The sequence below is a fragment of the Corallococcus sp. AB045 genome (assembly GCF_003668895.1).
GTDB lineage: Bacteria > Myxococcota > Myxococcia > Myxococcales > Myxococcaceae > Corallococcus > Corallococcus coralloides.
Genome location: NZ_RAWN01000231.1, coordinates 1 through 13,846, shown reverse-complemented (window position 1 = coordinate 13,846; position 13,846 = coordinate 1). Strand labels below are relative to the sequence as shown.

At 68.6% G+C, this 13,846-nt stretch carries 11 protein-coding genes; 7 read left to right on the top strand and 4 right to left on the bottom strand.

What is annotated here, in order from left to right; translation table 11 throughout:
- From D7Y21_RS35545 to D7Y21_RS35535, 3 genes are all read left to right on the top strand, one after another.
- Window positions 1-1,204 (top strand): efflux RND transporter periplasmic adaptor subunit (locus D7Y21_RS35545; protein ID WP_370039734.1); only part of this gene is annotated, 1,204 nt, incomplete at its 5' end.
- A gap of 28 nt (window positions 1,205-1,232) precedes the next feature.
- Window positions 1,233-4,367, top strand: a complete 3,135-nt coding sequence (locus tag D7Y21_RS35540) for an efflux RND transporter permease subunit (RefSeq protein WP_121718048.1) — start codon at window positions 1,233-1,235, stop codon at window positions 4,365-4,367.
- Between the two features lie 31 nt (window positions 4,368-4,398).
- Window positions 4,399-5,181, top strand: a complete 783-nt coding sequence (locus tag D7Y21_RS35535) for an alpha/beta fold hydrolase (protein ID WP_233612408.1) — start codon at window positions 4,399-4,401, stop codon at window positions 5,179-5,181.
- A 2-nt stretch (window positions 5,182-5,183) separates the two neighbouring features.
- Here D7Y21_RS35535 and D7Y21_RS35530 read toward each other — a convergent pair whose 3' ends face one another.
- The 3 genes from D7Y21_RS35530 to wecB all read right to left on the bottom strand — a co-directional run bounded on the left by D7Y21_RS35530 (window position 5,184) and on the right by wecB (window position 7,970).
- Window positions 5,184-5,732, bottom strand: a complete 549-nt coding sequence (locus D7Y21_RS35530) for a dihydrofolate reductase family protein (RefSeq protein ID WP_120562581.1) — start codon at window positions 5,730-5,732, stop codon at window positions 5,184-5,186.
- Between the two features lie 36 nt (window positions 5,733-5,768).
- Window positions 5,769-6,743: an RluA family pseudouridine synthase gene (locus tag D7Y21_RS35525; RefSeq protein ID WP_121718046.1), complete on the bottom strand. Its 975-nt coding sequence runs from the start codon at window positions 6,741-6,743 to the stop codon at window positions 5,769-5,771.
- Window positions 6,744-6,848: 105 nt separating this feature from the next.
- Window positions 6,849-7,970 (bottom strand): non-hydrolyzing UDP-N-acetylglucosamine 2-epimerase, encoded by a 1,122-nt coding sequence (gene wecB, locus D7Y21_RS35520; protein WP_121718045.1) that lies wholly within the window; start codon window positions 7,968-7,970, stop codon window positions 6,849-6,851.
- 105 nt (window positions 7,971-8,075) lie between these two features.
- Between wecB and kdsB the strand changes: the two genes are divergently transcribed.
- On the top strand, window positions 8,076-8,813 hold the full coding sequence (kdsB, locus tag D7Y21_RS35515; protein ID WP_120562002.1) for a 3-deoxy-manno-octulosonate cytidylyltransferase: 738 nt from the start codon (window positions 8,076-8,078) through the stop codon (window positions 8,811-8,813).
- Window positions 8,814-8,834: 21 nt separating this feature from the next.
- Here the strand turns inward: kdsB and D7Y21_RS35510 are convergent, their stop codons facing one another.
- The gene (locus D7Y21_RS35510) at window positions 8,835-9,683 is read right to left on the bottom strand and encodes an aldo/keto reductase (RefSeq protein ID WP_121718044.1); all 849 of its coding nucleotides are present in this window, start codon (window positions 9,681-9,683) and stop codon (window positions 8,835-8,837) included.
- Window positions 9,684-9,800: 117 nt separating this feature from the next.
- Between D7Y21_RS35510 and D7Y21_RS35505 the strand changes: the two genes are divergently transcribed.
- The 3 genes from D7Y21_RS35505 to D7Y21_RS35495 form a co-directional block, all read left to right on the top strand.
- Window positions 9,801-11,570 (top strand): ABC transporter ATP-binding protein, encoded by a 1,770-nt coding sequence (locus D7Y21_RS35505; protein ID WP_120562004.1) that lies wholly within the window; start codon window positions 9,801-9,803, stop codon window positions 11,568-11,570.
- 329 nt (window positions 11,571-11,899) lie between these two features.
- Window positions 11,900-12,133 (top strand): hypothetical protein, encoded by a 234-nt coding sequence (locus tag D7Y21_RS35500; protein ID WP_120562005.1) that lies wholly within the window; start codon window positions 11,900-11,902, stop codon window positions 12,131-12,133.
- Between the two features lie 87 nt (window positions 12,134-12,220).
- A partial coding sequence (locus tag D7Y21_RS35495; protein WP_121718043.1) for a CTP synthase occupies window positions 12,221-13,846 on the top strand: 1,626 nt, incomplete at its 3' end.

The window sequence follows — 13,846 nt, the reverse complement described above, 5'->3', positions numbered from 1 at the left end:
AAGCCCCCCCATGAACACCCCCGACACCGCCGCCGCTCCGACGTCCAGCACCACTCCATCCCGCCGAGCCCCGGTCTGGATTGCCTTCGCGGGAGCAGGCATGCTGGGCACCGGAGTGCTGCTCTACGCACTGGCCCCCACGGACTCCGTCGCGGAGAGCGAGACGGCCATCAGCGGTCCCACCGTGAAGGGTGAGACGGTGCACCTTCCGGACGACGCGCCGCAGTGGCACTACGTGCAGCTCGCCGTGGCCACCGAGGGCAGCGCCCTCACGCCGCTCCCCTCCCCTGCGCGAGTGCAGTTCGACGAGGCACGCACCGCATCCGTGGGGGCCCCGCTCGCGGGCCGAGTGGAAGAAGTCCGCGTGCGCCCCGGCGACCGCGTGAAGCAGGGTGATGACCTCTTCAGCGTGCGCTCCGGCGCCTACGCGGAGCTCGTGCGCGAACAGCGCGGCGCGGAAGCCGAACTCACGGAGAAGCGCCGCAACGCGGACCGCCTCAAGGAGCTGGTGGCCCTGCGAGCCGTCCCGGAGAAGGAGTTCCTCGCCGCGCAGACGGAGCTGCGACAGGCAGAACTCTCCCTGGAAGCCGCCAAGGCAAAGCAAGGCAGCCTCCGAGTGTCCTCCCGAGGCGAGAACCTCTTCTGGGTGACGGCGCCGCGCTCCGGCACGGTGGTGGACCTGGACCTGGTGGCCAGCCAGGAGGTGACGCCGGACCGAGACAAGCCGCTCGTACGCCTCTCCGACCTGGATCAAGTCATGGTCGTCGCGGACCTCCAGGAGGCGGACGCGCTGGACATGTCCCCCGGCCAGGACGTCACGGTCACCACGCGAGACGGCATCGTCCGCGCAGGCAAGGTGGACCGCGTCTCCGAAGTGGTGGATCCGCTGCGTCGCACCGTGGAGGTGCGCGTGCGAGTCCCCAACAACGACCGCCGCTTCCGTCCCAACGCCTTCGTGGAGGTGACGCCTACGGCGCCCGAGGGCGTCAAGCGCGTGCGGGTGCCTGACAGCGCGGTGGTAACGGACGGAGCGCGCTCGGTGGTCTTCGTCGCCCGGGACTCGAACCGCCTGGAGCGGGTCGCCGTGACGCCGGGCCGCCGCCGCGACGGCGAGGTGGAGCTGCGTGGAGGCCTCGCCTCTGGAGACCGGTTCGTCGCCCGGGGCGCGCTGCTCCTGGAGAACCAGATCGAACTGGCGGACTGAAGTCCCCGCGACGGAACGAAAGACGCCCATGTTCGAAAAGATCGTCGACTTCAGTCTGAAGAACCGCGCGGCGGTGGTGTTCCTCACGCTGCTCATCGCCATCTGGGGGTACTTCTGCTTCCGCGACCTCACCGTGGAAGCCTTCCCGGATCCCACCGACACCCAGGTCAACGTCATCACCCTCTACCCGGGCCAGCCGTCCGAAGAGGTGGAGCGCCAGATTGGCCTCCCGCTGGAGCGCGCCCTCAACGGCATCCCGGGCCTGACACGCCTGCGCAACCTCTCCATGTTCGGCCTGTCGTTCGTGACGCTGAGCTTCAACGACAACACCGACGTGCTCTTCGCCCGAGCCCAGGTGCTGGAGCGCCTGCGCGACGCGGAGCTGCCGGAGGGCCTCACGCCCTCCCTGGGCCCGCTGGCGACGCCCATCGGAGAGATCTACCGCTACACGCTGAAGGGCGCGAAGGGCGACCCGATGAAGCTGCGCACCCTCCAGGACTGGGTGGTGCGGCCGGGCCTCTTGCGAGTGGACGGCGTGGCGGACGTCGTCAGCTACGGAGGCCTCCTCAAGGAGATCCACATCCAGCCGGATCCCGCGAGGCTCGCGGCGTTCGGCCTCACGCTGGACGACGTGGAGGACGCGCTGAAGGACGGCTCGGAGAACGCGAGCGGCGGCGTGCTGGAGCGAGGCTCCGAACAGTTCGTCATCCGCAGCGAGGGCCTCTTCCGCTCGCTGGAAGACATCCGCGACGTGCGGGTGGCCACGCACGAAGGCACGCCCGTGTTCCTCAAGGACGTGGCGGACGTGAACGAGGGCTGGTCCCCCCGCCAGGGCGTGGTCAGCCGCGACGGTGACGGCGACGTGGTGCAGGGCATCGTGCTGATGCGCCGCGGAGAGAACCCCTCCGTGGTGCTCTCCCGCGTGCGTGACGCGGTGGCCGCGGTGAACGGCCGCCTCCAGGCGGACGACGCGCAGATTGATCCGTTCTACGACCGCACGGACCTGGTGAACACGACGTTGCGCACGGTGGGCCACAACCTGCTGGAGGGCGCGCTGCTCGTCACGCTGGTCCTCTTCATCTTCCTCTTGGATCTGCGGGCCGCCATCGTCGTGGGCGTCCTGATTCCCCTCTCACTGCTGGCGTCGTTCATCTACCTGAAGATGCGAGGCATGTCGGCGAACCTGCTGTCCATGGGCGCGGTGGACTTCGGCGTCATCGTGGACGGAGGCGTGGTCATCATCGAGAGCATCCTGGCGCGAATGTCCGGCCACCAGTACGAGGGAGAAACCCCGCTCGAACGCATCCAGCGCGCGACGAAGGCGGTGGTGCGCCCCACGGTGTTCTCGCTGCTCATCATCATCGCGGCGTACCTGCCCATCTTCATGTTGCAGCGGGTGGAGGGCCGCATCTTCGCGCCCATGGCGAACACGGTGGTGGCGGCGCTCCTGGGTGCGCTCGTCTTCTCCGTCACGCTCATCCCGGTGCTGGCGTCGTTCGTCTACCGCAAGCCGGTGAAGCACAAGGAATCACCGGTGCTGCGAGCGGCGGACAAGGCCTACGGCCCGGTGCTGACCTGGAGCCTCAAGCATCCGGGCACCGTGGTCGCGGTGTGCACGGCGGGCCTGCTCTTCGCGGGGGCGCTCGTCCCGCGCATGGGCAGCGAGTTCCTCCCGGCGATCAACGAAGGCAGCCTCTACCTGACCTTCACCATGCCCTCGAACATCTCCCTGTCGGAGGGCCGCAAGCTGGTGCCGCGAATCGAAGGCCTGCTGCGCCAGGCGCCGCAGGTGGACGGAGTGCTCAGCCAGCTGGGCCGCCCGGAGGACGGCACCGACGCGAAGCTCACCAACAACCTGGAGTTCTTCGTGAAGCTCAAGCCACCCGCCGAGTGGCCCAAGAGCACACCGAAACTGGACGACGTGCTGGAGGTTCTCCAGCGCTCCGTGTCGGAAGTCCCGGGCATGGAGGTGAGCTTCAGCCAGCCCATCGGCGACAACGTGAATGAGAGCATCAGCGGCCAGCAGGGCCAGCTCGCGGTGAAGCTCTTCGGTGACGACCTCCAGGTGCTCCAGGAGTATTCGCAGAAGGTGAAGCGCACGCTGTCGCGGGTGGACGGCGTCGCGGACCTGGGCATCGTGAAGAGCGGTGAGGTGCCCAGCATCCAGGTGACCCCGGACCGCGTGGCGCTGGCCCGCCACGGCATGTCGCTGGGCGACTTCCAGCACGTCTTCCAGACTGCCGTGGGCGGCCGGCCGCTCAGCGAGTTCTGGGAGGGCGAGCGCCGCTTCGACGTGGTGATGCGCCTGCCCATGTCCAGCCGCGACGACGTGGAGAAGATCTCCCGCCTGCGCGTGCCCGTGGAGGGAGGCGTGCTGGTGCCGCTGAGCGAACTGGCCAAGGTGAAGACAGGCTTCGGCCGGGCATCCATCAACCGCGAGAACGGTAGGCGTTACATCGGCGTGCGCATGAACGTGCGAGGCCGGGACCTGGGCTCCTTCGTGAAGGACGCGCAGTCGCTGGTGGAGAAGGAAGCCGCGCCCCCCGCGGGAATCAGCGTCGAATGGGGCGGCGAGTTCGAGAGCAAGGAGCGCGCGATGGACCGGCTCCTCACCGTGCTGCCGGTGGCGCTGGTGCTCACGCTGCTGCTGCTCTTCAAGGCGTTCAACTCCTTCGGCCGAGCGGTGGTGACGCTGCTCAACGTGCCCTTCGCACTGATGGGAGGTGTGTTCGGCCTCTACTGGGCGGGCATGCCGCTGAGCGTGGCGGCGGCGGTGGGCTTCATCGCGCTCATCGGACAGGCGGCGCTCAACGGCGTGCTGGTGATGAGCGCCATCGCGGAGCGGAGGGAAGCCGGAGAGTCGCTGGACGACGCCATCATCCACGGCAGCCGCGAACGCCTGCGCCCGGTGCTGATGACCGCCGCGCTGGCGGCCCTGGGCCTGGTGCCGGCGTGCCTGAGCAACGGCATCGGTTCGGAGATGCAGAAGCCCCTGGCCATCGTCATCGTGTCCGGAACCATCTCCGCGTGCGCGCTGACGCTGGTGCTCCTGCCGGTGCTCTTCCGCATCTTCGCCCGCTTCACGGAGCAGGTCGTGGACCGGATGCCCGCGCAACTGTTGCGCGTGGTGCCCGGAGCGAAGAGTCTCCGCAAGGCAGGCTGATTGAAGTTCCCGGAGCCCCATGACGACCTGGATGCGTGGAGTCTGCGAAACCAACGGCATCAACCTCCACTACCTCCGGACCGGAGGCGCCAACCCTCCCGTCGTCCTGCTCCATGGATTGATCGGGAGCGGCGCCTGCTGGACTCCCGTGGCGCGCGTGCTCGAAGGTGAATTCGACGTCGTCATGCCCGACGCAAGAGGGCACGGCGATTCGAGCACGCCGCCCCACGGCTACCGGTACGACGACCACGCAAGCGACGTCGTGGGCCTCATCCGAGGCCTGGAGCTCTCGCGTCCGGTGCTGATGGGCCACTCGATGGGCGGAATGACCGCCGCCGTGGTGGCGAGTCGAGGGACGGACCTCCGCGGCCTCATCCTCGTCGACCCGACGTTCTTGAGCCCCGAGCGCCAACGCGAGGTGCACGCCAGCGACGTCGCCGAGCAACACCGCCAGGCGCTCGGCCTGAGCAGGTCCGAGCTCGTGGCACAGGCCATCGTCCGGCAGCCGCACCGCTCGCCCGAGCTCATCGAGCTTCTCGCCGAGGCGAGACTGAAGACCCACCTGGAGGCCTTCGACGTCCTCACGCCGCCCAACCCCGACTATCGCGACGTGGTGAGCGCGATGGACGTCCCCATCCTCCTCGTCATCGGGGACCGCGGCCCCGTCGTCACGTTCGAGATGGCAACGGAGCTGCGAAGCCTCAACCCACGCGTGCGAATCGAAGAGATTCAAGACGCCGGCCACGGCCTCCCGTATGACCAACCCGAGCGCCTGGCGGAGGTGGTCGCGTCGTTCATGCGTGAGCTGGCCTGACGCTACCTTCTCGGCTCATACCGCATGACCATCGCCCCCGCGGCGAGCTCCTGTCGGCCCACGAGCTTCAAGTCGACATACTTCGAGAGCCCCGCGAACAACGTCGGCCCGTGGCCCGCCAGCCGGGGATGCACCACGAACTCGTACTCATCGATCAATCCGAGCTCCGCCAACGCCAGCGGGAGCTTCACGCCTCCCACGTACAGTCCCTTCCCCGGCTGATTCTTGAGCTGTTGAACAGCCTTCCCCAGATCCCCACGCACGAGCTCCGCGTTCCAATCGACCCGGTCCAGGGTGCTGGACACGACGTACTTCTTCGCCGCGTTGATCGTCTGGACGAAGGGGTCCATCAAATCAGGCCCCTCTTTCGCCCCTGCCTGCGGCCGGAACGCTGCCTCCATCATTTCGTAAGTGACCCGGCCAAAGAGGAGGGCATCGGCACGCCCGAGGGTCTCGGCCGTGTGACGATGCAAGTCCTCGTTCGCGGGACTCGCACGATGATCACAGCACCCGTCCAACGTGATGTTGATGGAATACCGGAGAGGTCGCATTCCATGAGCGTACCGCCGGCCCAAGGCCATCGTCACTCACCCGGCGATGAAGTCCTTCAAGTCATCGGGAAGCGGTGACGCAAAGGTGACGGTCTCCCCGGTGCCCGGGTGCGGGAACGAGATGCGCTCCGCATGAAGCGCATGGCGCGGCAACCGCAGCCGGGCCCACGCCTCCGGCTCCAGCGAGTGCTTGCTGAACCGGTCGAAGTAGCCCGGGTCCGGCCCGTACATCTTGTCGCCCACCAGAGGAAAGCCCGCCTCGCGCAGGTGGATGCGGATCTGATGCTGCCGTCCCGTCTCCGGAAAGCAGCGCAGCAGCGCGAACGGCGCACCGTCGTGCACGAAGCGCTGAAGCACCTGGAAGCGCGTACGGCTGGGCTTGCCCACCACCGGGTCGATGCGCACGGCGATGCGGATCAGGTCCGTGCCCTCCGCGATGGGCGCATCCACGACGAAGGTGTCCTCGGAAGGCTGGCCCTCGCACAGCGCCAGGTACTCCTTGTGCACATCGCGCGACAGGAACAGTCCACCCAGCACGCGGCAGGACTCGGTGGTGCGGCCGCACACCACCAGCCCGCTCGTCTCGCGGTCCAGCCGGTGCGCGGGCTCCGCGAAGCGCTCACCGAAGCGCTCGCGCAGGAGCGTCACCAGCGTGCCCTTGTGGTAGCGCGCGGTGGGGTGGATGGGCAGCCCCGCCGGCTTGTCCAACACCAGCAGCCAGTCATCGGAGAAGACGACAGGCAGCTCCGTGGGCGTCACGGGCTCCTGGCTCGCGGGGCGGCGGATGCGGAAGGTGAGCCCCGGGTACACGGGCGTGGAGGGCTTGAGCCGGTACTCGTCGCACAGGACGCCGCGCAGGATGATGCCCCGCACGCGCTCCAGGTCCATGCGGCGGATCTTCTCGCAGAGGTACCGGTCCAACCGCCACCCCGCGTAGTTCGGCTCCACGACGAACGGGATGTCGACGTAGCCGTCGGGCACGGCCGGAGCGCTCTCGGAGTCTTCACGCATGGCGGACCCGACGCTCTACCACGCTTTGAAACACGAAGGCCGCCCGGCCCCCGCGCACGAAGACGCGAGCACCCGGCGGCCTGATTGCTTCACGGACGCGTCAGCTCACCCGAAGGCGCGCTTCGTCTCCACGCCCAGGAAGCGCGCGTACAGGTCCGCGATGCGCTCGCCCGTGCGGCCGTCCCACAGCTCCGGCACACGGCCCTTCTTGAAGTCGCCGGACAGCACGCGGTTCGCGGCCTCGCGGATGCGCGCGGGGTCGGTGCCCACCACCTCGTTGGAGCCCACCTCCACGGTGATGGGGCGCTCGGTCTGCTCGCGCATGGTGAGGCACGGCACGTTCAGCGCGGTGGTCTCCTCTTGCAGACCGCCGGAGTCCGTCATCACCAGCTTCGCCTGCGACGTGATGGACAGGAACTCCAGGTAGCCCATGGGGTCCACCAGCTTGAGCCCCGGCGTCTGCTCCAGCTTGGAAGCCAGCCCCTGCTCGGAAATCATCTTGCGCGTGCGAGGGTGCACCGGGAACACGACGGGCAGCTGCTTCGCCACGTCCATCAGCACGCCCAAGAGGCCCGCCAGCAGCTTCGGGTTGTCCACGTTGGACGGCCGGTGCAGCGTCGCCACCACGTAGCCCTTGGGCGTCAGGCCCAGGTTCTTCAGCGTGGGCAGCTGGTCGGCCTTCTCCTTGGACGACAGGAGCGAGTCGATCATCACGTTGCCCACCAGGTGGATGTGCTTCGGGTCGATGCCCTCCTTCAAGAGGTTCGCGTCCGCGTCGCGCGACGGCGTGAGCAGCAGGTCGGAGAGCCGGTCCGTGACGACGCGGTTGATCTCCTCCGGCTGGTGCCGCTCGAAGCTGCGCAGGCCCGCCTCCACGTGGGAGAGCGGAATCGCCAGCTTGGACGTGACGAGCGCCGCGGCGATGGTGCTGTTCACGTCGCCCACCACGGAGACCAGGTCCGGCTTCTCCTGGAGGAAGACCTTCTCCATCTCCACCATCATCTTCGCCGTCTGCTCGGCATGACTGCCGGAGCCGATGCCCAGGTGGATTTCAGGCGGAGGTAGGCCCAGGTCCGCGAAGAAGACATCACTCATCTTCGCGTCGTAGTGCTGGCCGGTGTGGATGACGAGCTGCCGCAGGGACGTACGCGCGGAGATGGCCCGGTGAATGGGTGCCACCTTCATGAAATTGGGACGCGCGCCAACGATGTGGATGACCTTCTTCATGTCGCCCCGGAAGCTAGGCATGGCGCCAGTTCTGGCCAGTGGTGGGCGCCAGTCAGCCCCTCCCCAAGCGCGGCGAGACGTCCTGAATCTGATAGATGCCGCCCCATGCCCGCCTCCCGCACCGTGGCCGTCATCCCCGCCCGCCATGCCAGCACCCGCTTCCCTGGCAAGCCGCTCGCCCTCATCGCCGGCCGTCCGATGATCGAACACGTCTGGCGCCGCTGTCAGGAAGCCCGCGCCTTCGACGAGGTGTGGGTGGCCACCGACGACACGCGGATCCGCGACGTCGTGGAGGGCTTCGGCGGCAAGGCGGTGATGACCAGCCCCGCCTGCCCCACCGGCACGGACCGCATCGCGGAGGTGGCCCGCGCCCGTCCGGACGTGGAGGTGTGGGTGAACGTGCAGGGAGATGAGCCGCTCGTGGACCCCGCCGCCCTCAAGGTGCTCGCGGAGCTCTTCCAGGACGAAGCCGTGAACATGGCCACCCTGGTGCGCCCCCTGGAAACGGAGGAGGTGGACAACTCCAACGTGGTGAAGGCCGTGCTCGCCCTCAACGGCGACGCGCTCTACTTCAGCCGCTCCGCGGTGCCGCACGCCCGCGACCCAGGCACACCCGTGCGCCGCTGGGCCCACCTGGGCCTCTATGGCTACCGGCGGGACACGCTGCTCCAGCTCGCCTCCTTCAGCCCCACCCCGCTGGAGGAGACGGAGAAGCTGGAGCAGCTGCGCGCCCTGGAGAACGGCCTGCGCATCCGCTGCGCCAGCGTGTCCTGGCGCACCGTGGCGGTGGACGTGCCGGAGGACGTGGCCCGCGTGGAGGCCGTGATGCGCGAGCGCGGTTGATACACACCCGCGCTCACGCGCTCAGATGACCGGCAGCTCGTCCGGCTCGTCGCCCTTCGGGAACGCCGCGTCGATGCGCTGGAGCTCCTCCTTCGTGAGCTTCAGCGAGGCCGCGCTCGCGTTGTCTCGCACGTGCGCCGCGTTGCTCGCCTTGGGGATGGCGAACACCGACGGCCGGCGCACCAGGAACTGGAGCGCCACCTGGAAGGGCGTCACGCCGTGCGCCTTCGCGATGGACGCCAGCACCTTGCCGCCCGCGCTGGAGGGGGACGGGAACTGCCCGTTGCCGAAGGGGCTGTAGGCCACCACCGCCACGCCCTGCGCCTCGCACCACGGGATGACCGCGTGCTCGATGGCGCGCTCCTCCAGGTGGTACAGCACCTGGTTGCACGCGATGCGCCCCTTGCCCGCGAGCGCCAGCACCTCCTCCAGGTCCTCCACCCCGAAGTTGCTCACACCCCAGGAGCGGATCTTCCCGGCCGCGACGAGTTCCTCGAAGGCCTCCACCGTGCCCTCCAGCGGGTGCGAACCGGGCCAGTGCAGCAGGTAGCAGTCCAGGTGGTCCGTACGGAGCCGCTTCAGGCTGCGCTCGCAGGCGGCCACCGCGCCCCTGCGCGTCGCGTTGGACGGCATCACCTTGGAGACGAGGTACACCTCCTCGCGCCGGCCCTCGATGGCCTTCGCCACCAGCGTCTCCTCCACCCGCCCCTGCCCGTAGAGCTCCGCGGTGTCCAGGTGCGTGAGCCCCAGGTCCAGCCCGGCGCGCAGGGCTCGGACGGCTGCTTCCGCGTCGTCGTCCTCCATCTGCCAGGTGCCCTGTCCAATGACGGGCACCGCCACTCCGGTGTTGCCAAAGACGCGCTTCTCCATTGGCCCCTCCTCGCGTGGAACGTGCCTTGGAATACCACCCAGGCCTCCCGCCTGCATCCCGGCCCTGCGGACACCGTCCGGGCTGCACGTCCCCCGACAGTCCGGTAGGCTCCGCCGGTGCCTCCCTCCGTCACCGCTCCGACACCGCACCTCTCCTCCGGGGTCACCGGGCGCCGCCTGCTGGCGCTCGCCCGCCCCGAACTGGGCACGCTGCTCGTCGCCACCCTCTTCCTGTTCATCAGCAGCGGCGCCAGCCTGGTCTACCCCCAGGGCGTCCGCATCCTCATCGACGAGGCCCTCAACGCGAAGAACCGCGGCCTCATCGACAAGGCCGCGCTCGTCATGCTGGCCGTCTTCCTGGTCCAGGGCGTGGCCACCGCCGTGCGCTTCTACCTCTTCACCAACGCCGGCGAGCGCGTGGTCATGCGCCTGCGCCATGACTTCTTCCGGCGCCTCATGGACCAGGAGGTGGCCTTCTTCGACACGCGCCGCACCGGAGAGCTCACCAGCCGGCTCGCCTCCGACACCACCGTGCTCCAGAACACCGTGAGCGCGAACATCTCCCAGGGGCTGCGCAACGCCGTGCAGGCCCTGGGCGGCATCGTGCTGCTCTTCTACACCTCGCCCTCGCTCACCTTCCTCATGCTCGCCATCGTGCCGCTCGTCGCCGTGGGCGGCATGGTCTACGGCCGGCGCGTGCGCGGGCTGTCGCGCAACGTGCAGGACGCGCTCGCCAAGGCCAGCGAGGTCGCCGAGGAGAGCCTGTCCGGCATGCGCACCGTGCGCTCCTTCGCGGCGGAACCGTCGGAGGTGGCGCGCTACGGCAACGCCGTTCGCAACGCCTACGAGGTCGCCCGCAACCGCGCGCGTCAGTCCGCCGCCTTCATGGGTGGCGCCTCCAGCGCGGGCTACATCGCCGCGGTGGTGGTGTTCTGGTACGGCGGCCGGCTGGTGGTGGACGGCGAGCTCTCCGTGGGTGCCCTCACCTCGTTCCTCATCTACACGATGCTCGTGGCCGTCTCCCTGGGCTCCCTGGCGGACCTCTGGGCGGACTTCATGCGCGCCTCTGGCGCCGCCGAGCGCGTCTTCGAACTGATGGACCGCGCGCCCGCCATCCCCGCCAACGAAGGCGAGCGCCCCGACACCGTCGAGGGCCGCGTGGAGCTGCGCGACGTGCACTTCGCCTACCCCACGCGCCCGGACGTGCCGGTGCTCCAGGGCATCGACCTCACCGTCAACGCCGGCGAGGTCGTCGCCGTGGTGGGCTCCTCCGGCGCCGGCAAGTCCACCCTCGCCGCCCTCCTGTCGCGCTTCTATGATCCGCTCCAGGGCGAGCTGCGCCTGGACGGCCGCCCCCTGAAGTCCCTGGACCCCAGCTGGCTGCGGAGCCACGTGGGCATGGTCGCCCAGGAGCCCCTGCTCTTCTCCTGCTCCATCGCGGACAACATCCGCTACGGCCGCCCGGACGCCACCGACGCGCAAGTTGAAGCCGCCGCGAAGGCCGCGAACGCGCACGACTTCATCCAGCGCTTCCCGGACGGCTACCGCACGGAGGTGGGCGAGCGCGGCGTGCAGCTGTCCGGCGGCCAGAAGCAGCGCGTGGCCATCGCGCGGGCCGTGCTCAAGGACCCGCGCATCCTCATCCTGGACGAAGCCACGTCCGCCCTGGATTCAGAGAGCGAGCACCTGGTGAAGGACGCCCTGGACCGGCTGATGCAGGGCCGCACCACGCTCATCATCGCCCACCGCCTGTCCACCGTGGCCAACGCCCAGCGCGTGCTGGTGATGGAGCACGGCCGCGTGGTGCAGAGCGGCACCCACTCCACCCTCATGACGCAGGACGGCTTGTACCGCCGGCTCGTGGAGCGCCAGGTCGTCGCAGCCTGAACGCTCGTTCCCCGGACGACCCCCGCCCACCTCGCGCTCTTCATGGCGAGAAATCGGGGCGCGCATTATCTCTGCTGCCGCAAGAAAGGAGGTGATGCCTTGAACGACAGCAAGATCAAGGCGTCCACCTCCGTCGCGGTGGCCTGCTAACGCGGGTTGTCCCCGGCGGAAGTGACGCCTGCGGTAACGAGTCGCCCCCGCCTTTGCCGGCGGGGGCGACTTTTTTCGTCCCCCCTCCCTACCGGGAATGTCCTGTCCACCCACCGGTTCGTGGCCGCCGGGGGGAAGTGCCATCCACGACCGTCGGGGTCGCCTGCCGGAGAACTTCCGTGTCCATCACGCCGTGTCCCATCCCGCTGCCCTCCGCCCTCCGTGACGAGGAGACGGTCGATGACCAGCGCAACCTTTTTTGTCCCAACTACGACGCCTGCCTGCACCAGGTCGTGAAGAAAGGCTGGGACGGCTGGAGTTGCCGGGGGTGCGACCTGCGCCACTTCCGCGTCGGCCAGCCCACCGCCCAGCAGTTCGCCGTGGCCCGGCCAGGCGGTTGGGACGCGCAGTGAAGGGCTGACCTCGCGGGTTGAGGCCAGCCGGCCGTCCGTGCGTCAGAGAATATTTGACGCACCCTGGCCCTCTTGGCAGGAAGGGACATGCGCTCCAAGAAAACCAAGTTCATCTTCGTGACGGGCGGCGTGGTCAGCTCGCTGGGGAAGGGACTGGCCTCCGCATCCATTGGCGCCCTCCTCGAGAACCGCGGGCTGGACATCACCCTCATCAAGCTGGATCCCTACATCAACGTGGATCCGGGCACGATGAGCCCCTTCCAGCACGGCGAGGTCTTCGTCACCGAGGACGGTGGCGAGACCGACATGGACCTGGGCCACTACGAGCGGTTCACCCACGCCCGGATGAGCCGCCTCAACAACTTCACCTCCGGCCGCATCTACAACGCGGTCATCACCAAGGAGCGCCGGGGCGAGTACCTGGGCAAGACGGTCCAGGTGATTCCGCACATCACGGATGAGATCAAGGCCAGCATCCGCCAGGCCGCCCAGGACGTGGACGTCGTCATCGTGGAGGTCGGCGGAACGGTGGGCGACATCGAGTCCCTGCCCTTCCTCGAGGCCATCCGCCAGATGCGCTACGACGTGGGCAGCCAGAACGCCGTCTACATCCACCTGACGCTGCTGCCGTACATCGGCGCCGCGGGTGAGGTGAAGACCAAGCCCACGCAGCACTCGGTGATGAAGCTGCGCGAGATCGGCATCCAGCCGGACTTCCTCCTGTGCCGCACCGACCGGGAGATTTCGCGCGAGCTGAAGGACAAGATCGCCATGTTCTGCAACGTGGACAACGGCAACGTGTTCACGTCCCCGGACGTGCGCAGCATCTACGAGCTGCCCCTGGAGCTGCACCGCCAGGGCCTGGATGAGCGGCTGGCGGAGGTGCTCAACATCTGGAGCCGCGCGCCCCACCTGGAGAAGTGGGAGACCATCGTCCGGAAGATCTACGAGCCCGCGCGCGGTGAGGTCACCGTCGCCATCGTGGGCAAGTACGTGAACCTCACGGAGAGCTACAAGAGCCTCAACGAGTCCCTGCTCCACGGCGGCATCGCCAACGACGTGCGCGTGAAGCTGCGCTTCGTGGACAGCCAGGACGTGGAGGCGCAAGGCCCGGACAAGACGCTCGCGGGCGTGGACGCGGTGCTCGTGCCCGGCGGCTTCGGCGTGCGCGGCACCGAAGGGAAGATCGCCGCGGTCCGCTACGCGCGTGAGAACAAGCTCCCCTTCTTCGGCATCTGCCTGGGCCTCCAGATGGCCGTGGTGGAGTTCAGCCGCACCGTGCTGGGCTTGAAGGGCGCCAACAGCCTGGAGTTCGACGAGCACACCGCGCACCCCGTGGTGACGCTCATGGAGAGCCAGGTGAAGGTGCAGGACAAGGGCGGCACCATGCGCCTGGGCAGCTACGCGTGCGCGCTCAAGCCCGGCAGCGTCGCGCACAAGCTCTACGGCCAGGAGTCCATCCAGGAGCGCCACCGCCACCGCTACGAGGTCAACAACTCCTACCGCGGCCGGCTCCAGGAGGCCGGGCTCGTCATCTCCGGTCACAACCCGGAGCTGAACCTGGTGGAGATGATTGAGCTCGCGGACCACCCGTACTTCGTGGGCTGCCAGTTCCACCCCGAGTTCAAGAGCAAGCCCTTCGCCCCCCACCCCCTGTTCTCCGGCTTCATCGGCGCGGCGCTAGCCCAGCGCGACGCCCACCGGACCCAGGCC